18 protein-coding genes are annotated in these 21,987 nt (G+C 39.4%); 8 read left to right on the top strand and 10 right to left on the bottom strand.

Annotation, left to right across the window (positions count from 1 at the left end; genetic code table 11):
* Positions 1-193: 193 nt before the first annotated feature.
* The 6 genes from KZC02_RS19675 to KZC02_RS19650 all read left to right on the top strand — a co-directional run bounded on the left by KZC02_RS19675 (position 194) and on the right by KZC02_RS19650 (position 6,582).
* Positions 194-652 carry a response regulator gene (locus KZC02_RS19675; RefSeq protein WP_221390259.1) on the top strand — a complete coding sequence of 153 codons (459 nt, stop codon included), beginning with the start codon at positions 194-196 and terminating at the stop codon, positions 650-652.
* 319 nt (positions 653-971) lie between these two features.
* Positions 972-1,289, top strand: a complete 318-nt coding sequence (locus KZC02_RS31990; RefSeq protein WP_229253683.1) for a biliverdin-producing heme oxygenase — start codon at positions 972-974, stop codon at positions 1,287-1,289.
* Entirely contained in the window at positions 1,286-3,571 is a 2,286-nt protein-coding gene (locus KZC02_RS19665) for an ATP-binding protein (protein WP_221390258.1), read from the top strand. The genes KZC02_RS31990 and KZC02_RS19665 overlap by 4 nt, the downstream gene beginning before the upstream one ends.
* Before the next feature lie 220 nt (positions 3,572-3,791).
* A complete protein-coding gene (locus tag KZC02_RS19660) occupies positions 3,792-4,889 on the top strand; it encodes a DNA topoisomerase IB (protein WP_221390257.1) in 1,098 nt (365 codons plus the stop codon).
* Between the two features lie 73 nt (positions 4,890-4,962).
* Complete coding sequence (locus tag KZC02_RS19655; RefSeq protein WP_221390256.1) at positions 4,963-5,931, top strand: lipid A deacylase LpxR family protein; 969 nt, start codon at positions 4,963-4,965, stop codon at positions 5,929-5,931.
* Between the two features lie 180 nt (positions 5,932-6,111).
* Positions 6,112-6,582 carry a PA2169 family four-helix-bundle protein gene (locus tag KZC02_RS19650; RefSeq protein WP_221390255.1) on the top strand — a complete coding sequence of 157 codons (471 nt, stop codon included), beginning with the start codon at positions 6,112-6,114 and terminating at the stop codon, positions 6,580-6,582.
* Between the two features lie 169 nt (positions 6,583-6,751).
* On the opposite strand, the gene KZC02_RS19645 is transcribed toward KZC02_RS19650, so the two are convergent.
* The 3 genes from KZC02_RS19645 to KZC02_RS19635 form a co-directional block, all read right to left on the bottom strand.
* A complete protein-coding gene (locus KZC02_RS19645) occupies positions 6,752-7,537 on the bottom strand; it encodes an SHOCT domain-containing protein (RefSeq protein ID WP_221390254.1) in 786 nt (261 codons plus the stop codon).
* 148 nt (positions 7,538-7,685) lie between these two features.
* Positions 7,686-10,064: a TonB-dependent receptor gene (locus tag KZC02_RS19640; protein WP_221390253.1), complete on the bottom strand. Its 2,379-nt coding sequence runs from the start codon at positions 10,062-10,064 to the stop codon at positions 7,686-7,688.
* A gap of 99 nt (positions 10,065-10,163) precedes the next feature.
* Entirely contained in the window at positions 10,164-10,790 is a 627-nt protein-coding gene (locus tag KZC02_RS19635; RefSeq protein WP_221390252.1) for an intradiol ring-cleavage dioxygenase, read from the bottom strand.
* A gap of 364 nt (positions 10,791-11,154) precedes the next feature.
* Here KZC02_RS19635 and KZC02_RS19630 point away from each other — a divergent pair, with 364 nt between their 5' ends.
* Together KZC02_RS19630 and KZC02_RS19625 are read left to right on the top strand one after the other, a co-directional pair.
* On the top strand, positions 11,155-12,156 hold the full coding sequence (locus KZC02_RS19630; protein ID WP_221390251.1) for a sensor histidine kinase: 1,002 nt from the start codon (positions 11,155-11,157) through the stop codon (positions 12,154-12,156).
* Between the two features lie 73 nt (positions 12,157-12,229).
* Positions 12,230-12,943 carry a LytTR family DNA-binding domain-containing protein gene (locus KZC02_RS19625; protein ID WP_221390250.1) on the top strand — a complete coding sequence of 238 codons (714 nt, stop codon included), beginning with the start codon at positions 12,230-12,232 and terminating at the stop codon, positions 12,941-12,943.
* Positions 12,944-12,961: 18 nt separating this feature from the next.
* On the opposite strand, the gene KZC02_RS19620 is transcribed toward KZC02_RS19625, so the two are convergent.
* From KZC02_RS19620 to KZC02_RS19590, 7 genes are all read right to left on the bottom strand, one after another.
* The gene (locus KZC02_RS19620) at positions 12,962-13,906 is read right to left on the bottom strand and encodes a proline iminopeptidase-family hydrolase (protein WP_221390249.1); all 945 of its coding nucleotides are present in this window, start codon (positions 13,904-13,906) and stop codon (positions 12,962-12,964) included.
* 81 nt (positions 13,907-13,987) lie between these two features.
* Positions 13,988-15,340, bottom strand: coding sequence for a TolC family protein (locus KZC02_RS19615; protein ID WP_221390248.1), 1,353 nt, complete (start codon positions 15,338-15,340; stop codon positions 13,988-13,990).
* 158 nt (positions 15,341-15,498) lie between these two features.
* Positions 15,499-18,618: an efflux RND transporter permease subunit gene (locus tag KZC02_RS19610; protein WP_221390247.1), complete on the bottom strand. Its 3,120-nt coding sequence runs from the start codon at positions 18,616-18,618 to the stop codon at positions 15,499-15,501.
* Between the two features lie 82 nt (positions 18,619-18,700).
* The gene (locus KZC02_RS19605; protein WP_221390246.1) at positions 18,701-19,777 is read right to left on the bottom strand and encodes an efflux RND transporter periplasmic adaptor subunit; all 1,077 of its coding nucleotides are present in this window, start codon (positions 19,775-19,777) and stop codon (positions 18,701-18,703) included.
* Between the two features lie 198 nt (positions 19,778-19,975).
* A complete protein-coding gene (locus tag KZC02_RS19600; RefSeq protein WP_221390245.1) occupies positions 19,976-20,251 on the bottom strand; it encodes a helix-turn-helix transcriptional regulator in 276 nt (91 codons plus the stop codon).
* Positions 20,252-20,520: 269 nt separating this feature from the next.
* Positions 20,521-20,952 carry a PepSY-like domain-containing protein gene (locus KZC02_RS19595; protein ID WP_221390244.1) on the bottom strand — a complete coding sequence of 144 codons (432 nt, stop codon included), beginning with the start codon at positions 20,950-20,952 and terminating at the stop codon, positions 20,521-20,523.
* Positions 20,953-21,060: 108 nt separating this feature from the next.
* Positions 21,061-21,885 (bottom strand): HAEPLYID family protein, encoded by an 825-nt coding sequence (locus KZC02_RS19590; protein ID WP_221390243.1) that lies wholly within the window; start codon positions 21,883-21,885, stop codon positions 21,061-21,063.
* Positions 21,886-21,987 lie beyond the last annotated feature (102 nt).

Here is a 21,987-nt window from a genome sequence, read left to right as displayed (position 1 = left end):
TTTTGGAAATTATTCGATGAATATTTAATGGCTTATATTTGCTGGTTATGCTAAAAATTATTCTAATTAAGTATTAAAGCAGAAGAGAAGTATTCCAGGTCAGTTTTATCTGACTTGTAAAATATTGTTCATTCAAACACAACAATTTGAATTTGACGTTTGAGTATGCTCTTCACAGTTTTATCAGGAACCAATGCAGCACAAAAAACCTCTTCATCTTTTATTAGCAGATGATGATAATGACGATACCTTTTTATTTCAGGAAGCTTTAAAACAAATTCCGATTTCTACAAAACTTGATATTGCAGAAAATGGAATGGATTTAATGAATTTATTAAAAAGTCGTGCGTCAATACCCGATCTTATTTTTCTGGACATGAATATGCCCGTGAGAAACGGTCTGGAATGTTTATGTGAAATCAGAAATTCAGATCAGTTCAGGGATATTCCTGTGGTTATTTTGTCAACTTCTATTGCTGGTAATCTTCTGGAATCGGCCAACAAGAATGGCGCCAATGCCTATATCCAGAAACCAACCAATTTTTCCAAACTGGTAGCAATCATAGAAAAATGCCTTGTTTTAAGAGAAAGTTCAGGAAGTGCTTTTGAACTGGAACAGTTTTTAATCAAAAATGATACGAATCAAAGTTAATTTGAAGATCATATGAATGAAGTAACTGCTTCGAATACGCATCAAAAATTATTTCTAACTAATCTCAGGCAAACAACTGCACAAAGCCACAAGCAATTAGAGAAAAATTCTTATTCCAAAGCAATTACCGAACCTGCGGTTACCCTAATTGCTTATCAAACTTATATTGCTAAACTTTATGGTGTAGTTCAGTCATGCGAACTTGATGTTTTTCCCGCCATTACCTCTATACTACCGGATTCAGCTGAAAGATATAAAGCAGGTTTAATCAGGGATGATCTTATCAAAACAGGTATTTCCTTGTCCGAAACAGAAAAACTTGCCTATTTATCAATTTTCTTTTTCAAGTATAGCCCAGGCAATAGGGATTATGTATGTACTGGAAGGATCAACATTGGGAGGAAAATTTTTATACAATCATATTAATAAGACACTCGGCCTGGACACAACAAACGGAGCATCCTATTTCTATGGGTACGGGCCGCAAACAGGTTCAAAATGGAACACATTTGTTTCTTTAATGGCAGACTATGCAGTTGATAAGAATTGTGAAAATGAAATTATCTCAAGTGCGGTTCAAACATTTTCTAACATTGATCATTGGCTCGGTCAGGCTGAAATAAATTTGATAAGATGAATATTAAAGATATCGTTAACCGGGATTTAATTAATCTGACAAACTGCGAAAGTGAACCGATTCATATTCCGGGAAGTATACAACCACATGGCTTTTTGCTGGGAATCACAACTGACAATTATGTCATTGATTTTTGCAGCGCCAATACCGGCTTGTATATAACGCTGTCACCGGAAATGCTGCTTGGAAAATCTTTATATGATATATTCCCAAAATCACAAACCGAGGATTTTGTTGCTTATTCTACCAAAGAGATCGATCCGGCAAAACCTTTTGTGTTTACTTTTAACGAAATTCCTTTCAATACAACAGTCCATCGCAGCGGTTCAACGCTGATTTTGGAACTGGAACCTTTTCCGGACGGTACGCTTGACTTGCCAAACCTTTACAGCCAGACAAAAAGTTTTGTATCCATACTTGAAAACCATAATTATCTGCTGGAACTATGTGAGGACATAGCAAAACAAACCAGAATTATAACCGGTTATGACCGTGTAATGATCTACCGGTTCGATGCAGAATATAACGGCGAAGTAATTGCAGAAAACAAAAGGGAAGACCTTAATTCTTTTGCCGGACAAAAATACCCGCATACAGATATTCCGGCACAGGCAAGGGAATTATATATCAGAAATCCGCTGCGGATGATCGCCGATATCAATTATGAACCTGTTCCATTGCTGACATTACAGGATTCAGCTGAAAAAAGCAACAAATCATTGGATCTGAGCCTTTCAACTTTGCGGAGTGTTTCCCCTATCCATATTGAATACTTACGGAATATGGGAGTTGGCGCCACATTGACGATCTCTCTTTTACAAAATAATAAATTATGGGGGCTCATTGCCTGTCATCATTACTCTCCCAAGATACTTCCGCATTATACCCGTTTGTCGGCATTACTTCAGGGACATTTTCTTACTTCGCAAATAGCCGTAAGAGAAGTTGCGGAAGAATTTGAGATTGCACAGGCAGCGGATCAGGCACTGTTGAAATCCTTGGCGCTGCTGAATGAAAACGAGAATTTCGTTGAAGAAAATTATCAGTCCGAAAATCTTTTACAAATTGCCAATGCCAAGGGATTTGTAATTTATTCACAGGGGAAATTATACAAGAGCGGTCTTGTCCCTGCAGAAGAAGATCTTACTACATTATTTAAAACCCTTTACGAAAGGTACCCGAACGAAAGTTTGCATACTTCTAAATTATCGGAAATCATTCCGGGGAGTGAGAAACTATCCAAATATGGGGCTGGTATCATCTATCATTCTATTGCAGCAGATACTCCTGATGGGGTTATGTGGCTTAGGGCCGAACGGATAGAAATGATCAACTGGGCCGGAAATCCGCATAAAGCCGTGGTCGTTAATCAGGAAGGCGGCATGCGGCTTTCTCCGCGAAAATCATTTGGGCTATGGATGGAAGAGGTAAGAAACAAAAGTGATGAATGGCGTAAATCAGAACTGAATGCCGCGTCCGGCTTTGCTTATGCATTACAAAAACACATCAACTTTAAATATGTTAAAAGTCAGGAAAAGAAACATCGTTTGTTGAATGATGAATTAAAAGCAGCTAATAAAGAGCTTGCAAATCTCAACTGGATCAGCACGCACGACTTGAAAGAACCGTTAAGAAAAATTCAGATTTTTGCATCCAAAGTACTGGACAGAGAAGATCCGGACCTTTCCTATCAGGTTAAGGATTCTGTGGAAAGGATGCGTTTTGCGGCTGAAAAAATGCAGGTTCTGATTGAAGATATCCTCACCTATTCCAAAACAGGAAACACTGAAAAAGTATACGAACGGATAGATTTAAATACTATTCTTAAAAAAGTACTCGAAGAACTGCAGGATAATATAGCGGAGAAAAATGCTGTAATTAGTTTTTCGCAATTACCTGTACTTGAAGTAATTCCTTTTCAGATACATCAGTTATTTGTTAATCTGATCAGTAATGTGCTCAAATTTTCCAAAGCGGGTATTCCTCCGGTTATTGACATTCAGGCTGAAATAGTTACAAACCAGCAATTGCCAACCCAAATGCAGCAGCCTAAATATCATGCAATATCCTTTCAGGATAATGGTATCGGGTTCGAAAAAGAATATGCAAACCGGATATTCGATGTTTTTCAGCGCCTTCATCCCGTGCACAAATATCCGGGAACCGGAATTGGATTGGCCATTTGTAAAAAAATAATGGAAAATCATCGGGGTTACATCGAAGCAGACTCAGAATTGGGTGCAGGCTCCCGATTTACCATTTATTTCCCATATAAAGAATAAGATAAATTATAGTGATTTTCCCATAAGATCATACTGAGTACAATGTTCCTCATTGATTAGCAGAATAGCTATTCGGTGAGGAATTTTTATTTAAATACAATTCAACCTGAATTATATAATTAGCTAACAATCTGATATTTATACAAAAATAATTCTGTAATGGTATTTACTGGTATCAATTTAATACCGCTGATCGTACACAAATTAATTGTTGAAAATTATGTCATCAGCACCAGCAGTAGGCGCTTTAACAGAAGCACCGGTTATTACTGCAAGTCAGATTAAAAAACTAAAAAAGGATCCTGCTTTAACTGCGGCCGCAGCCGGGCTTGTCTATATCCAGGCAAATGCTCCCGGTTATTTGCGTAAAGGGAAATCCCCTAAATTTCATTATGTTGATAAAGACGGAATTCGGTGTAAAGACAAAGCTGCAATTAAAAGGATAAAATCTCTTGTGCTGCCACCAGCATGGCGGGAAGTATGGATCAGTGAAAATCCTGACGGGCATTTGCAGGCTACCGGAATTGATGAGGCAGACCGCAAACAGTACCGTTATCATCCGCATTGGAACCTGATCCGAAACCAAACAAAATATTACCGTTTACTTACTTTTTCCGAAGCTTTGCCCCAGTTGCGCCAGCAGGTAGAAATTGATCTGAAAAGAAAAGACTTAAGTCTGCAGAGAGCAATTGCTTTGGTAATCAGGCTTATGGACAAAACCTGTATAAGGGTAGGAAATCAAAAATATAAAATCAAACACGGATCATCCGGACTCACTACCCTGGATGCAAGGTCAACCACCATTCAGGGAAGCAAGCTAAGATTTAAGTTCACGGGTAAAAAAGGTGTGAAACAGGATATTACGCTTAGCGATCTGCATCTGGCACGTATGGTAAAACAATATAAGGAGTTGCCCGGCCGCAGGCTTTTTCAGTACACTACCGAAAGCGGAGGAATGTGCTCTCTCAATGCAAGCCAGGTAAATAATTACATTCGTGAGTATACAGGCGCAAATTTTTCTGCCAAGGATTTCAGGACCTGGATGGGAACAGTTACTGCTTTCGAATATCTGAGTGCCCAGGAAAAATACGAAACACAGCGTCAATTTACCCGCACTGTCAATACCTGTCTTGATGTGGTTGCGGCACATTTGGGCAATACAAGAACGGTTTGTAAAAAATATTATGTGCACCCCGCAGTTTTCCGTGCTTATGAAAGCAGTAAAATCCAGAAATTCCTTAACAAAGAAGTAGAAGAAAAAAATTACTTTTCTAACAATGAACAGTTAGTAAAATCATTATTGGCTCACCAGGTCTGAGTCATTATTGAAATATAAGGAGTTCTATTAATGAAATATGAATCTGTAAAGGATGCGGGTACGTATATCTTTCATGCAAAAAAGATTCATTATTTTATTATTTAACGTGCTGCTTCCTGCCATAATACAGGCACAAAGGATTGATAATACGGCATCGTTCCGGAATATGGCCGGAGATAAATATTTCCGGATTCATTATGATAATGACTTTTGGGGAAAAAGCGATTACTACTACACACAGGGTTACGATCTGGAATTGGTTCATCCTTCACTCGGTAACAATCCGGTATCAAAAGTATTATTTCGTTTACAAAATAGCCAGTCCACGTACGGATTGGCTTTTGAGCATTACGGCTTTACTCCAACCAGTATTAAAAGCAACAAAATACTCGTTGGCGACCGCCCGTTTGCCGGCGTTATAATGCTGAAATCATTTGCAGTTTCGGTTGATACACCCAGAAAACAAAGGCTGGTTTCTACATTAAGTACCGGTATGCTTGGCCCTGCGGCTTTTGCCGGAAAAATGCAGGCTACGATTCATGGCTGGACCGGTGACACTGATCCGCAGGGATGGCAGTATCAAATCAAAAACGATGTGGTTATTAATTATGAGCTTAGCCATGAAAAGGAACTTCTTAATTATCCCAATATCATTTCGTTGAATACCAATGTTCAGGCAAGGTTAGGAACGCTTTCCAATAAAATCCAAACCGGCTTTACAATGACATTAGGACGTTTTCATTCTCCTTTCAATTCCTCCAGGCTCGTTGGCTTACGCAACTTCCAAATTTATATTTACAATCAGCCATTGGTCGGTTTAGTTGGCTATGATGCTACAATGCAGGGTGGGATTTTTAACAAAAACAGCCCTTACACACTCAAAGCCAGCGAAATCAACAGAATTACGCTCCAAAATAATTTTGGACTGGTTGCCACTTTCTGGAAAATTTATTTTGAATATTATCGTACCTACCTCAGCAGGGAATTTAAAAACGGGCGTGAGCATCGTTGGGGAGGGATTAAGATTGGCGTTGCTTTTTAGCTAAAAAAACAGGTATGGAAGGAGAAATTTTTTCAATCATTCGGGAAAAAAGAGCAACACATCTTTACGTAAATTCTAATTAAAACCGCTTTTGGATGGGTAATGTTTTTGGCACAAAAATTTAACATCTGTAATCATAATTGACAAACGGATAAATCTAAACCAAAAATATTAAGTGTTATGGAAGCGAATGAAAATCTTGTTGAAGTATTGAATGACCTTGTTAAAATTAATAACGACCGTATTGAAGGATACGAAAGGGCAATTTCAGAAACAGAAGGTATTGACGTAGATTTGAAAGGAATATTTCAAAAAATGGCAAATGAAAGCCGCGAATATGTTGCCGAATTAAGTAAAGAAATTTCTTCTTTGGGTGGCGAAGTTGAAACCGGAACTACAAATTCTGGTAAGATTTACAGAGTATGGATGGATATCAAAGCAACATTTACAGGTAAAGACAGAACTTCCGTTTTGGAAAGCTGTGAATATGGCGAGGACGCTGCACAGGAGGCTTACGCAGATGCTTTGGCAACCGACGCTGAATTACCGACTAACGTAAGACAATTAATTACTGACCAAAAATCAGCATTACTGGAATCACACAACTTGATCAAGAAATATAGAGACATGCATCAGGCTATTAATAGCTAAATAATACTAAAAACCAAATAATGAAGATTGGCCGGGATTTATTCCCGGCCTTTTTTTGTGCTTAAAAGTTTTACATCTAATAAAAAAAATGCAGAGAACACAAAGTTTAACTTCTTTTGCATTCTCTGCCGCAACCGCTCTTTATACTCGGTCTACACCTATTTTAACTTTATAACCTTGCCAGTAATTCCTGCTTTTTGGCCTTGAATTCCTCTTCTGTTATATGGCCTTTTTCATAAAGTGCGCTTATCTTTTCAATGGTAGCAATGATATTATCCGAAGAGGCAGATTCCGTTTTATGGATATTTGAACTCTGAACATGCGTTACATCATAGGCCATCCCTGGAATTTCCTGCGTTTGTTCTTCATGTCTCTCAGGATCAGAATTGTCCGGCTCCGAAATTAATGGTAACTGCGAAACATCAACTGGCCCATCCTGACTCGTAAACTTGTAAGAGTTGCCGGAGCCCTGCTGCTGCGAAACGCCGGAAATATTATGATGTTTTGTATCGTAAATTAATTGCTTACCATTTTCCTCAATTACCAGACGCCGTACGGGTGCGAAATAAGCATATTTAAAATTATTCTGAGAACCGCTTGAAGTTGGATTACCAAAAACAGAAGGCCATGGGCCGCCAGATGTACTAAATTTGAAAGCGTCGGAAGGTTTATCCTGTTCTTCAAAAATTACCCTGCTGGATATCAGGGCTGACAATTCTGTACATAATTTATCAACAGTGGCTTTGAGAGAATTATTAAACATATCGCCTACCATTGTCATACCACCTTTCATCCACTGACCATTGCCACCTAATTCGGGAATATTAAATTGTGCCATTGTGCCATTACCATTTACAATAGCTTTCACCATTGCTTCCACACTTTGCGATTTCAAATCGTATTTACCGGCAATTTCATCAATAGCTTGCTGTCCTTCTTTTGTAAGTGATTTCATAGTTACTTAGTGTTTTTATGCTTTCAGGAATGTGTTACATTCCGCGTAGTGTAAAGATCACAAAAACAATGCCATAAAATTACTATAGCCTGTATGCTTTTAAAAAGAGAAAAATATAAGATCGGTTTTGGATCACAAAAATTTGCTCCTAATCTCCATTTTCGATCTGTTTCATTTTGGGATTTTTGATCTCTTTTTTACCAAGTTTACAGGAAAACGTTAACCTGAAATTTTGGTTCTGGTAACGAAAAGCCTGAAACTGATGAAAAGATTCTGTTGTGAAATCTTCTTCAATATATGTGAAGGGAGTCAGAAATGTTTCCAGTCGCAGGCTTAACCCCAACCGTTCGTCTTTAAACCTCTTGTTAAAGGTCAGATTGTAAAATTTCCATCCGGAACGATAACCCTGTAACCGTAAGTTTCTGGCATCAAAAAATCCGTAACAGTCGATACTGTACCCATTTTGAAGTTTAAAGCTGAAATTTAAAACCAATTGGCGCATCAGGCCTGAATTTGAAATTTGCATGGCAGGGCTTCTTAGCCAAACATACTGACCTGTAAATGTTGCTCCAAAACTAAGTGCTGAAACTGGTTTCCAGGTGGCTGTTGCAGATAACCCTAAACGTTGATTCCGCCCAATATTTTTCCAGGTACTCTCAAATACGCCTCCTGGGGCGGGTGTTCTGATATTTTCGATACTATTCCGGTTATTATTGAAAAACACCATCAAGTCTTTGAATAACTTCGGGTCATTACGCGTGTAGCTGATCTGATAACGGTTCGTAATTTCCGGCATTAAATACGGATTGCCAAATTGTGAATCAAGCGAATCATTCCGATTGATAGTCGGGTTAAGATAAGTGGTATAAGGCCTTACCAGTTTCATGGAATAGCTAAACTTCAAACTCGTTTTTTCACCAAAAACACGGTTAACAAGGATTTGGGGAACGACATTATCATAAGAAGGAATATGTAGTGAAGTATCCTTAAAAACAGCATTCAGCCTTGTTTGTTCATATCGGATTCCTGCCGTTAATGAACATTTTTTTAGCTTCAGAGTCACATTGTTGTACAATGCATAAATTGTGCTTCGATAAGAAAAAGTATTGGATCTGTCCGGATCATTCACTGGCACGTTTTCCTGAAAATTATATATTTCAAAAACGCTTTTATTTTTTAAGCTCTTTTGTATAACCTTCGCTCCTGCCTCCCACTTCCATAGCTCGCTAAACGATTGCGTGTAGTCAGTCTGAATTGTAAAATCACGGCTCCATCTTTTACTATTATATCTTTCTTTGTAATCAATAATTTCATTTTGTGTCTGTTTCAGGTCATAACCGCTCATTCCATCCGACAGTATGCACATGCCTAACAGAGAAAATTCTCTTTGCCCGTTTTTCGAAATCCCGGTATATCCGGCATTAAAAGTATTACCATTATTCTTATCAGGCGTTATGATATTTCTTTCAAAGGAAGGGATAAGGTTGTCGTTATCAGCTGTAAAATTTTCGGAAATATTAGTCGTCGAATTCGGCATGCGGCGGGCGCGGTAACCGATATTTAGGGTATTCAGCGAATCCGGACTATAAAGAAAGTTGAACCCGCCAAAGAAATAATCTCCCGATTGCCTGGATTCGTTAACCTGTACAAGTTTTGTTGTAATTGTTTCCCTTTCCAGTTCCGACCCGTTCCGGTTCCAGTATTTTTGATAAAAAGCATCCATATTGAAAAGCCATTTGCCATAGCTGCTGTGAATATCTGTCATGATATTTTCAGCGCGATTTCCTAAAACTCCCCTGATATTCCCATTGGTTGCATTATTCCTGTTTTTACGCGTAAAAATATTCACCACGCCATCGGTTCCTTCAGCATCATATCTGGCAGAAGGATTTGTGATCACCTCCACCTTTACAATATTCTCTCCGCTTACAGCCTTCAAAGCATCTGAAACGGACGAGGCATAAATTTCAGAAGGTTTGCCATCAATGAAGACCTTCACATTTGAACTGCCTCGCATAGAAAGCCCGCCATTGCCATCCACTGATAAATACGGCACTTTTCTGAGCACATCAGAAGCATCTGAGCCAGCGACAGAAGGCAAACTTTCCGCATTGAATATAATTCTGTCAGGCCCTTGTTCAATCAATGGTTTTTGTCCGCGTACTGTAATTGCGTTAAGAGTTTTTGCCCGTGAAACTGCTTTGATAGTTCCCAGATCAATCATCGGATTTTCAGGATTTATGGTAAATAATTTAGTTTTTAAGGAATCATATCCGAACAAACTAAATGTGATAAAATAACTACCTGGCTTTTGGCCTCTTAACCAGAACCGGCCGAGGCTATCCGTAAATGTGCCATCTGTCAGTTTATCATTCCGATAAAGTGATATTGTAGCGAAGGGAATAACCGAAAAAGTCACTGAATCTACAACCTCACCTTTTATAACGCCAATATTATCAACATTTTGTGCTGTTGATAATATTGGAAACAATAGAAGAAACAGCAATGTGAAATTTAAATTTCTCATGTTGTTTACAGAAAAAAATGAAGTATAACGATGTAATCCGGAAATGGCTTTCCACCTTCCATACAAAATGAAAGGGGCAGTAAATGCGATTACTGGAGGCTATTTTTGCAATGGATAATCAGGAATATTTTTTCCTAAATAGATATTCCGCTCGCCTTTATACATATTGCCTACGTCGATTATCTGTATAATCCCGCTTCCGCCCCGGTTTTCCAGCTTGGAGCGTTTTTCAGAGGTAAGTAACGGGTCGTCGGAGAACAGGAATTCATCAATATAATATTCATTGATACCTGGCTCCTTTACAGTTATATGAATATGGGCAGGTTCAGTAGCACCGGGATAAGGCGCAGGCCGGATGCTTACAAATTTGTACTCACCCTTTACATTCGTTTTCAGCCAGCCGCGAAGATATCCATGGCGTTTGGCCCATCCTTTTTCATCTCCTTTTTTGGGATAGTGACCCGTTTCGTCCGTATGGTACAGATAAAGAATAACATCCGGAGCGGGCGTTTTTCCGTCGGCTTTGTACACAATGCCATTTATCCCCAAAGGTTTTTTGCCTTCCCAGCTAACTTCCGGCATTTTTATGATTGCCGGAAGCTTCTCAAAAGGAACTGTATTTTCATAAATCGCTTCACATCCTTCACACGGTCCGCCCACTTTCTTACTTTGGGCAAAGCAGTTTGCACAACCTAGTATCAACAAAATAGCGATCAGATTCTTCATGATTTCCAGTATTTATTTTATTGCTTAAACAAATCAAATAAATCACTTTTACACGGCAAAAATTAGTAGACAAACAGCAATAATAATAGATGACTGATACAAATTGTAAATAAGATGCATTCCAAATTTCAACAATTTAATATTACGTCAACGCATTCCAGTCTTCATTCCTCTACTATTTCCGTCGTTCGTCTATATTATTTTACTGAACTGAATATTTTGTTTTCATTTATCATGGATACAAAATTCAGGGATTATTTATAAATTAAAGAACTGCATTACTTTAATCTCAAATCAATGGATTTCTTTGACAGAACCGTTAAACTTCCATTTTCAAAAAAGGCAGGAGCCCCTGAAATATGCAATGGTGCATGCACTATACTGGATTTTGATTACCGGTTTTTTTATTTATGAAAAAAGATACCTGATCTACAAGGCAAGTATGCCCTATTTTGTGGTTTGTGTAGCAGGCAGAATATTACTTCTGATACTGATCGCCTATTTAAACCTGAACTATTTTCTGCCAAAATACCTCCTGAAAAAACACTATTTACGATACTTTACAGCAGTAGGACTTTCGGTAACCGGTTATTTGCTGTTACAAAGCCTGTTTGATTTTTATCTGTACGGTTATGTGATCGGCCCGATGCACAATAGCGACTGGGTGGAAACATTGTCATATAATTTCTTCAGTACCTTATGGTATCTTGGGCTTATGCTGGCACTCAAACTGAGTATTGACTGGTACGAACAGCAGCGAATCCTGCAAAAAATAACGGTCGAAAAGTTGCAGGCCGAAGTCAATTTTCTTCGTTCGCAGGTAAATCCTCATTTTTTGTTCAATGTACTTAACAACCTATATGCACTGACATTAAAAAAATCTGATCTGGCGCCGGATGTGGTGCTGAAATTATCCGAAATGATGGAATATATGCTTTATGAAAGTGATAATTCAAAAGTGTTACTGCAAAAGGAAATCAGCTATCTGGATACTTACATTTCGTTAGAAAAACTGCGTTTTGGAGATCATTCCGATATTAGTCTTAAAGTTTCAGGTGAAATAAATGGCCAGGAAATTGCACCATTTCTTCTTTTACCACTTGTGGAAAATGCAATGAAACACGGTGTAAGCAGGCAAACAGATAACGCATGGCTGCATGGTGACCTTCAAATAAATAAATCTTTGATCAAACTGAATGTAGAAAACAGCAAACCGGAAATGCCAGAAAAGCAGGAAAAAGGCGGGATTGGACTGGATAATTTAAAAAAACGCCTGGAATTACTTTATCCGGCAAAATACAATCTGACTATTAACGACAAAGGAAATTCGTTTGTGGCTGATCTTCAGATTGACTTAACAAACTAAGTTTAACTTTGATATGGCAACCTTGATTTGTTAATTGTTTGTAAAATAAAAGAAAAATTGAAAATCATAATTCATGCTCAGATGTGTAATTGTCGACGATGAACCACTCGCACGCGAAGTGCTGGAAGGCTATTTGACAAAGCATGATTCTGTCACGTCTGTCATCCAGTTCAGTAATGCCCGCGAAGCCCGATTTTACTTTCAGGCGCATGAAGCCGATGTGCTTTTTCTGGATATTGAAATGCCTGGAATGACCGGAATTGAATTTTTAAAATCGTTACCTGAGCCGCCGCTGACTGTATTTACCACTGCCTACCGCGATTATGCCTTTGAAGGTTTTGAGCTGGGCGTTATTGATTTCCTGCTTAAACCGATTTCATTCAGCCGGTTCCTGCACGCTATCGAAAAGATTCATGAATTCCTGCTTTTGAAAGATCAGAACACCAATATTGATGACAATTCCCCGGAAGTAGTTTCCGGCTCTGTTTTTGTTAAAAGTGGTGTTCAACGGATAAAGCTACAATTTGATGAAGTGACGCATATTCAGGGCCTTAAAGATTACGCGATCATTTATACCCTTTCTTCAAAAATTGTATTAAAAGGTTCTATCAAAGCCATGCTGGATATTTTTCCAAAAAGCAGTTTTATCAGAGTTCATAAATCATTTATAGTATCCGTTCCTAAAATCACGCGGATTGAAAGAAACAACAGGATTGTACTGAATGAACATCAGATTCCGATTGGAAGGAATTATAAAGAAGAAGTAGAAAAATTTTTAAATAGATAAACCCGGTCTTTTTTTAGGTTATTTGTCAATTGCAGTCAAAAAATTCCGGATCGAAGCAAGATATTGCTCCGGATTATCACGCAGTTTATTATGTCCTGAATTCGCAATAATTTCCACTTTTGACCCTGGAATTTCCTTTTGAAATTCATACATAGTCTCGGGCCTGGCTTCGTCGTACTGGCCAGTAACGAAAAGAACGGGCTGTTTAATTTCGTGAAGATTTGCAGTTCTTTCAAAAGTTTTGAGGGTACCAGTAGCATTAAATTCCGTTGGGCCCCACATATAGCGGTATACCTGACGGTTAGATTTCCCCACTCCTTCACAATCTGTAACCGTAGCCCTTGGCCCTGGTTTTCTGCTCAGATATTTGATATTAAATGAATCTGTTGCTGCTACATATGACTGATTATCGTACAACCGTAACTGTTCATATTTCTGAATGGTATCCTGTACGGGCCGTGATAATTGTGAAATCAGAATCTGTGCATCTTTCATCCACCGTGACGTACTGATCAGCGGGCCAGCAAAAATGACTGATTTAATTCCTTTTGGTTGTTGTGTAACCATATATTCCACAGCAACAGTGCCGCCCCAGGAACTTCCCAGAATATGCAATTCTTTCAAATTTAGCTCTTTACGCAATGCTGTAACTTCGTCTACAAATCGCGGCAACTGCCAAAGTGTTGTATCTGTCGGCCTGTCTGAGTGCCCGGAACCGAGCTGGTCATAAAAAATAACGGGCCGGTCATTACTTAAAGTGGAATATCCCGGAATTCCGTCACAGCTCCGGCTCCCGGGACCGCCGTGTATCAGTAAAAGCGGGACACCTTTTCCTGACCCTACTATTTTGTACCAGATCCTGCCACCTTTTACCTGGATGAAACCTTCTTTTGGAGTGATAGATTTGTTGACGCTTCCAATGAAAATAATGGAGAGTAAAATTATCGGCAGGATTTTTTTCATGAATTATTTCTTTCTAACCTTGTGTTCGAAAGATAATGAAAGTTTGAAGTATTTGAAATGGCCGCAGACTCCCAAATATTCCTACAACCCCTCCTCTACTTTCCCCATTGTCCTGTCCAGTTCAATTTTTGAAGACAAATAATCATAAACTGCTTCCAGATAATTGGATTTTGCTGTTGTCAGTGCGAATTCGGAGTCTATTAATTCCAGTCTTGATGCCACACCTTTTTCATAGCGGTATTTGGTAATTGAGTAACTCAATTCTGCTGTTTCAGAAACATTTTGCTGGGTTTTGATACGTTGTGAAGTTTCGTAGAGACTTGCTACAACTTGCCTTACTTCTGTTTTGAGCTGTTCCTGCGCATTTTGATAAATCATATCTGTTTGCAGTCTTTCGATTTTACCCAATGCGATTTTGTTCACATTCTGCATACCGCTGAATAACGGAATAGCAAACTGGACGCCTGCATAAAAAACGGGTGGCCATCCTGCATGATCAAACCTGAATTTGTTTGTTTGGGTTTGCAGCTGATACTGGCTGATAAAACTTACAACCGGCCTGCGTGCTGATTTGTACAACTCAATTTCTTTATCATTGATCTCTTTGTTCAAAGTAAGAATCTGGAAATCAGGCCTGCGAAGAGATGTTGTAAAAATACCATCTTCCACAGGGACGGTTTCGGCAGGGTTAAATTGCAGGGAGTCAGACAAAAACAGTTCGGTTTCGGCTTCATTTCCAATCAGTACACTCAATTGCTGCTGACTGATCTGCAAAGCATAAGTTAAGCGTAAAACATCCGGTTCCAGGTTTTTCACCGAAGTATAAGCCCGTAAGGTATCTACCCGAAGCGCACGTCCCTGTGCAAGTAATGAACGGGAATCTGCCAAAGCCTTTTTGTTACGTAATATGCTCTCTTTTTGTAATTTAAGCCTTTCCTGCAAAACCAGTAACTGCACATAATTTTGCTTAACTCTGGCCACAACATCCACTTCCCGCTCCTGATAAGATAACTGGCTTTGTTTTTCCAATAGTTTCCGTCTCTGGATTTCATGTTTTGTCCCTGAATTGTATAGAGGCTGAGCCAAAGTAACCTGTGCACCGGTGATTTCCTGTCCGCCAAACCGGGCATAACCTACACCTTCCGATGTTGAACTGGAATTCAATCCAAAGAAAACAGGGCGTTGCAAATAGCGCTGAAACTGTCCGGTTAGACTTACACTTGGTAAAAGTAAACCTTTGGTTATTTCAGTTTGCTGCCTGGATTTTGAAATATTCAACGAGTCAATTCGTAAGTCGCGGTTATGGACTTTCGCTTGTGCTATGGCTTGTTTTAAAGAAAGCGATTGATTTTGGGCATTGGTAATAATTGGAATTATAGCCAGAATGGCCAGCCATAAGACTTTTGTGAGAATATTTTGAATATGATTTTTCATGATTTGTAATGTTGCGTCCCTAACGGGACTTTGATTTTTTGTTACTGAAGACTTTCCAGGTTTTAAAGTCGGATATGCCTTGTCTGATACGCCCAGTCGCGGACGCCAGTCGGGGACGCCTAGTCGGGGACGCCTAGTCCTGGAAAGTCTATAAACTGCTAATGGTGTACAAGCTCTTCAACCAGCGGATTTTCGTCCTCTTTCAAATGGCCTTTAAATGGTCGTGAGAAATAAGAATAAATGGCTGGAATTACATAAAGCGTTAAAATCCCGGCGAAGATCAGGCCACCGACCACAACAATTCCCAGTGACTGACGGCTTCCGGATGAGGTTCCGAGGGACAATGCAATTGGTAATGTCCCGAAGATCATCGCCAGAGTTGTCATTAAAATTGGCCGGAAACGCGATACCGCAGCAATTTTTGCAGCCTCAATAATACTACTTCCTTCTTCTTTGCTTTGGTTGGCAAATTCTACAATCAGGATACCGTTTTTAGTGATCAGCCCTATGAGCATAATGATACCGATCTGGCTGAAAATATTGATCGTTTGCTCTGTGAACCAAAGGCTTAACAATGCACCCGTCAGCGCCATTGGAACGGTAAGCAAAATGATAAACGGATCAATCAGACTTTCAAACTGTGCAGCCAGAACCAGATATATGAGTACAATGGCGAAAATAAATGCAAAAACCAGACTTTCACTGCTTTCGGAATAATCGCGGCTCTGTCCTGCAAGCGACGTGCTGAATCCTTTTGGAAGTTCCTTCACCGTAATTTTATCCAGCTCTTTGATCGCTTCTCCCAGGCTTACGCCGGCAGCCGGCGTCGCAGAAATCGTTGCACTGTAAGATTGATTATACCGATAAATAGCAGGAGGACTTATCCCTTCATTCAATTTTGTAAGATTGTCCAGTGACACCATTTCACCACTTCCTGATTTTAGATAAAGCGAACGCAAATCGTAAGGAGCTGAACGGTCTTTACGGTCCAGTTGTCCAATTACTTCGTACTGCCTATCATTATGAATAAAATATCCGTATCTCCTGCTGCTTAGTGCAAGCTGTAAAGTCTGCCCGATCGATTGTGTTGAAATACCCAACTGTGCAGCACGCTGGCGGTCTATTGAAATACTGATCTCTGGCCTGTTTACTTTAAAATCGGCATCTGCAAAGTTCAGTTTCGGATTACTTCCAACCTGAGCCATTAATTTTGGCATCACATTAATCAGTTCTTTTAAACCTGGTGCCTGAACCACGTATTGAACGGGTTGTGAATTTCCATATCCACCGATTGTTGGCGTTTGAACCGGAATGATAAGCACATTCCTGAACCGGCCGGAAGCAGCCACCAGTTTCATAAATATCTGTTGCTGTGATAATCCGCTCGTACGGTCTTTTGGTTCTTTTAAAAATATCCACTGAAAACCTCCGTTAACCGGCTGTGCTAATGTTCCACCAGCTGCTGCAATGGCTGTATAGGTACGTTCTGCATTGAGATCAGGAATAGAATCACTGACATAATTCCCGATCTCTTTCATACTCTGTTCCATACTTTCATAGGATGTTCCCTCAGGAGCAATTACAGCCAGGCCGATCATAGACCGGTCTTCCAAAGGTGCAAGTTCAGAAGGCAGCTTGGGAGCAAGCCAGTATGCAACACCGAACGAAACGGCAAGCAATACAAATCCAAGCCAGCGGACTTTCATAAATGCGGCCAGAGAACGTCCGTATGCATCATTCAATTTGATAAAATACGGTTCTGTTTTCTTGTAAAGCCAGTTATGAGAAGTGCCGGATTTGAGTAAATAAGCACTCATCATCGGCGTCAGGGTAAGTGCCACGAAAGCTGAAATGGTAACTGAACCAGCAACAACGATCGCAAATTCTTTAAACAATCGTCCGGTTAAACCTCCTAAAAACAAGATCGGAAGAAACACGGCTACCAATGTGATCGTGGTAGATATAACGGCAAAATAAATTTCAGCGGAACCCTGCCGCGCCGCCATTACGGGTGACATGCCTTTTTCCACCTTGCTGTAAATATTTTCCAGAACAATAATCGCATCATCCACAACGAGCCCGATTGCTAAAACCAATCCCAAAAGCGTCAGTACATTGATAGAAAATCCGGCAATATACATGATGAAAAAGGCCGAAATAATCGAAACCGGAATGGCAACCAATGGAATAATTGTACTACGCCAGTCGCGGAGAAAGATGAAAATGATGAGTGAAACGAGTGCAAAAGCAAGTAATAAAGTTTCCTCCACTTCTGATAACGAATTCCTTACCGGTACTGTAAAGTCTTTTCCCAAAGCAAGTTCATATTCTTTTGGAGCTGTTTTTTGTATTTCGTCAAAACGCTTTTTAAACTCATCCACAATGGCCAGGGAATTGGCACCACGCTGAGGATTTATACCCGTCGCAACCCCATAATCTGCTGTTTTTCCATTGTAAATGATCATGGCAGTCCGCTCATTTTGTGAAGACATAATGGCTTCTCCAACATCTTTGAAACGTACAATTGCACCATTACTTTCACGAAGGATCATATTGTTAAAATCATCTTCTGTGACCAGTCTTCCCTGCGTCCTCAATGTTACTTCTGTATTCTGTCCTTCAATACGTCCGCTTGGCAAATCCACATTTTCTTTTTGCAGAGCGTTCTGAATATCAATCGGAGTTAGCCCATAGGCGGCCAGTTTTACCGGGTCCATTCTCAAACGCATGGCACGTTTCCGGCCTGCATAAGAATCTACCAGACGTACTCCGGGAATGGATTGCAGTTTTTCTTTTACATTGATATTAACAAAATCCGTCACATCTTCCAGACTTTTTGTTTTGCTCTGAACTGTCAGGAAAACAAGGAAATCTGCCGGTCCGGCTTTTTCAACGATAGTTGGTTCAATGTCCGTTGGCAATTGCTGACGGGATTTGGAAACTTTATCGCGTACGTCATTTGCAGCCGCTTCAAGGTCGGCATTTAACTCAAATTCTACGGTGATAATACTAACCTGTTCGCGGGAAGTTGATGATACAGAACGGATTCCGTTTGCTTCGGCTATTGCTTCTTCCAGTGGCTTGGTTACTTGTGATGCAATAATATCTGCGCTGGCTCCGGGATAAACCGTTGTAACCATTACAATCGGTGAATCGGTTACAGGATATTCTCTGGTACCAAGGAATGTGTAACCCACGATCCCGAAAAGTATAAGCAGTATGGACATTACCCCGGCCAATACAGGCCGGGAAATGCTGGTTTGTGAAATAGAACTCATTTTTTTATTGGCTATCGGCTTTCGGCTCTGGGCTTCCGGCCTTTTTTTGGATGTTAATATTTGTTGGCTACAACCTGGTTCGTTATTTAACTGAAACCAGTTGAATGTCGGCATTTGGTATCAGCCGCAGCATATTGCTGGTAATAATAGTATCGCCGCTGGTAAGCCCGCTGGTTACATTCACAGAAAATGCATTCCTCTGACCAATCCCGATATTTTTCAATCCTGCTTTATTACCATTTACTACATACACACTGTAACCTTTTGAAGAAGGAATTAAAGCCTGGTTAGGCACCATCAAGGCATTACCGGATGTGTTTAAACGTAAAGTCAGGCGTGCACTTTGTCCGGGTAATAATTCGTGGCTCGTATTGTTCCCAACTGCACGTACCAGTAATGTTCTTGTGTTCGGATCGAGGCTGGATTCGTGAGCTACAATTTTTGCTGTGTGAATCTTTTCATTGGATTCAACATAATACTGCACTTCGTCACCGGTTTTTAAAGTATTGGCATGTTTTTCCGGAACTGCAAAGTCAATTTTCAAACGGCTGTTGTCTGTCAATTGGACGAGTGATGTTCCCGGCGATACATACGCGCCGGTATAAACATTTACAATGCCCAGGTTTCCACTGAACGGAGCGCGAATATAAGTTTTCGCAATAGTGACTTTCAACTGCTCTATTCTGGATTGCAGCACTTTCAGATTTGTAAATGCCTGGTCATAATCCTGTTGAATTGCCGCCTCCCTGTCTACCAGATCTTTAAGACGTCTTTCGTTCAGTAAAACCAGTTTTTCCTGTTGTCTCAATTGTTCAAGTTCTGCCAGCAGATCGGCATCATCCAGTTTGAAAAGCAACGTACCAGCCGTTACAAATTTCCCTTCCTTTGCATGAACTGATACTACTTTTTTATTCAATTCACTCATAATGCTTACTTCCTGATAAGCCATTAACGTTCCCGAAACTGTCATTTCTTCATTTAATGAGCCAGACCGTATTACCTGCCCGTCAACAGGAACACCTTGTGCTTTTTTCACAACTGCTGCTTTCTCCGGCACCGTACCTTTTGAGTTGTATCCTTTGAGAAGTACACTGCCTAATATCAGCGCGGCAAGTATGAGGCCTGATATAATTTTGGTTGATTGGATCGTATTTTCCATAAATTTAGTAATTTAAATATTTGAATGTTTCAATATGTTAGATTCTGCTTTTCTATTTGTTTTCTTCATTTTGTATTAAATTTTAGTTAGGAGTGAATTACTTATGATATGTTTTATAGATAAATATCGAATTAGCGAAACTACCGGTTACATTATATCTATATATTGAAATGTATCGATGTTTTTGAGCAAAAAATTTTAAACTTTCAGAGTATTAAGAAACTGCACATATTCATTAAGAACCGTTTGGTTGAGTTTGTATTTAACCTGTCTTCCTTCTTTTTCAACCACTACCAGATCTGCATCTGCCAATTGTTTCACATGGTGAGAAATTGAAGGTTGTGCCAGATCAATAAAGTCTGAAATTTCATGACAGTACAAACAATCCTCTTTTTGGCGCAATTGCTGCAAAATTGTAATACGACTTGGGTCACTTAACGCTTTTGAAATCCTTTCCACTTTCCTTATGTCCATGGCCTTAATATATTGATGAATGCGAATGTATTGATATATTGAATTCAGGAGCATTACATTAATTGTTTCAAAATAATTCCTTAGTTGAAGAATATATTTATTTTTTAATTTATAAAGCTAACCAAGTGCTCTCAGTAACTTTTTCCACGCAAAGTTTGGAAGCTTCGGTTTTGTAAAAAACCAAAGAGCGCAAAGGGTTTTCTAATCCTCTCTGCACTCTTTGCTTTCTCCTTGTGGCGGCCGCTTCCCAGCTTTACAGGAAATATCTATTAATACGATTCAACCAACTTCCCGTTATGATCAAAAACTACATCCTCTTCCTTCGACGCTGTTTTCAATTCTACTTTGTATAATAGTTTTTCACCGGCTTCAATTTTTTCTGCATCATCAATTCTGAAACCTTTGTAATTGCGGCTGATGCTTTCGGAAACTGCGCCTGGCAATTCATTGGTTTGAATATCCTGCTTGTGTTTTACAATGCTGCCATTGTTACTGATCCACGCTTCATGATCGACACGTCCAATTTCAAATTCTACATTATACAACTGGTTTTTCAGTTTCCATTCTACATCCGCAGCTTTTAGGAATTTTTGTTTAAATGTATTCAACACTATTGACGGAACTTCGCCAGCTTGTATTTCCTGTGCAAAGGACATTACTGAATAAAATAAACTTGCGGCTAAAAAAATGATCTTTTTCATATACTTTTTATTTAATGATTGGTTCTGATTTAATTGTTGTTTCGTTTAATTCTGATACAAATAGAATACACGAAACCGGAAAGAATTGGGAATAAACTGCGCTGAAAATTATTTTTTTGATCGTGGTTCAAAAATAATCCTTGCCATAAAACTCATACCGTCGGTCCGGAAATTTGTTGGAATACCCGTAACAAGGCCAAGCGCCAGATTCGGATTTAGGATCAGTTTCATTTGAGGCCTGAAAACCATTTGATGCGTTGCAGCTGAAAATTCATCATTTACCTCAACACCAACAAAATTTCCGGAAGCCAACACATAATGCATACTGGCATTTACCTGATAATACAAACTCCGTTTGGATTCTTCCGGAACAAATTCCCATTCCGGCCCGGTGTAAAGCATTGTATTGATATGTTTTCCAAATTTCCTGGCAACAATAAAAAACGGAGTTACGCTATTTCCTTTTAGCATTCCACGGCCATGATCAATGGAATAGAATGAATGTGTCCGGAATTCGTGCATGTAACCGCCTGCCATAGACATCTGGTGTTTTTCCGAAACAAAAAAAGTGTATTGTGCTGCCAGTTTCAACCCCTCTATCCGGTTTCGCGGAATTTCGATGTTTTCGGAACTCTGGACACCTCTGTAAAAAGCAAAGGGAATTTCAACTTCAAGTCCGAGTCGGTTTAATGGAGAAAATTCATATTCCACAAAAGAATGATTGATTGTATAATCTTTATGGCCTTCGATGCCATAACCGACGTTCCATTCTTTCTCTCCCTTTCTGGCACCCAAATCACGGATCAGATCCATATACAATGGCTCGGCATGGCGGATTTTTAATGGAAGTTTTTTCGCAGAAGAATCTTTCTGAGCGAATGCTGATAGATTAAGTACTGCTAAAAGGAATATGCTGATCAATATCTGTTTCATGTTTCTAACATTTTTTGATGCAATGTTAAAAGTGAAAACCGGAAGGAATTGGGAATGAAATGGAGATTTAAAATTTTTTTTTGTTTGTAGCTGAGCTGAGTA

The organism is Dyadobacter sp. NIV53 (assembly GCF_019711195.1).
GTDB lineage: Bacteria > Bacteroidota > Bacteroidia > Cytophagales > Spirosomataceae > Dyadobacter.
This window is presented reverse-complemented; position numbering and strand designations above follow the sequence as displayed.

Coding starts and splice junctions, on each gene's coding strand:
- KZC02_RS19650 (WP_221390255.1), top strand. CDS start 6,112: ATGGAAGCGAATGAAAATCTTGTTGAAGTATTGAATGACCTTGTTAAA.
- KZC02_RS19615 (WP_221390248.1), bottom strand. CDS start 15,340: ATGAAAAATCATATTCAAAATATTCTCACAAAAGTCTTATGGCTGGCC.
- KZC02_RS19590 (WP_221390243.1), bottom strand. CDS start 21,885: ATGAAACAGATATTGATCAGCATATTCCTTTTAGCAGTACTTAATCTA.
- KZC02_RS19595 (WP_221390244.1), bottom strand. CDS start 20,952: ATGAAAAAGATCATTTTTTTAGCCGCAAGTTTATTTTATTCAGTAATG.
- KZC02_RS19610 (WP_221390247.1), bottom strand. CDS start 18,618: ATGAGTTCTATTTCACAAACCAGCATTTCCCGGCCTGTATTGGCCGGG.
- KZC02_RS19665 (WP_221390258.1), top strand. CDS start 1,286: ATGAATATTAAAGATATCGTTAACCGGGATTTAATTAATCTGACAAAC.
- KZC02_RS19635 (WP_221390252.1), bottom strand. CDS start 10,790: ATGAAGAATCTGATCGCTATTTTGTTGATACTAGGTTGTGCAAACTGC.
- KZC02_RS19645 (WP_221390254.1), bottom strand. CDS start 7,537: ATGAAATCACTTACAAAAGAAGGACAGCAAGCTATTGATGAAATTGCC.
- KZC02_RS19600 (WP_221390245.1), bottom strand. CDS start 20,251: ATGGACATAAGGAAAGTGGAAAGGATTTCAAAAGCGTTAAGTGACCCA.
- KZC02_RS19655 (WP_221390256.1), top strand. CDS start 4,963: ATGCAAAAAAGATTCATTATTTTATTATTTAACGTGCTGCTTCCTGCC.
- KZC02_RS19640 (WP_221390253.1), bottom strand. CDS start 10,064: ATGAGAAATTTAAATTTCACATTGCTGTTTCTTCTATTGTTTCCAATA.
- KZC02_RS19675 (WP_221390259.1), top strand. CDS start 194: ATGCAGCACAAAAAACCTCTTCATCTTTTATTAGCAGATGATGATAAT.
- KZC02_RS19625 (WP_221390250.1), top strand. CDS start 12,230: ATGCTCAGATGTGTAATTGTCGACGATGAACCACTCGCACGCGAAGTG.
- KZC02_RS19630 (WP_221390251.1), top strand. CDS start 11,155: ATGGTGCATGCACTATACTGGATTTTGATTACCGGTTTTTTTATTTAT.
- KZC02_RS19620 (WP_221390249.1), bottom strand. CDS start 13,906: ATGAAAAAAATCCTGCCGATAATTTTACTCTCCATTATTTTCATTGGA.
- KZC02_RS19660 (WP_221390257.1), top strand. CDS start 3,792: ATGTCATCAGCACCAGCAGTAGGCGCTTTAACAGAAGCACCGGTTATT.
- KZC02_RS19605 (WP_221390246.1), bottom strand. CDS start 19,777: ATGGAAAATACGATCCAATCAACCAAAATTATATCAGGCCTCATACTT.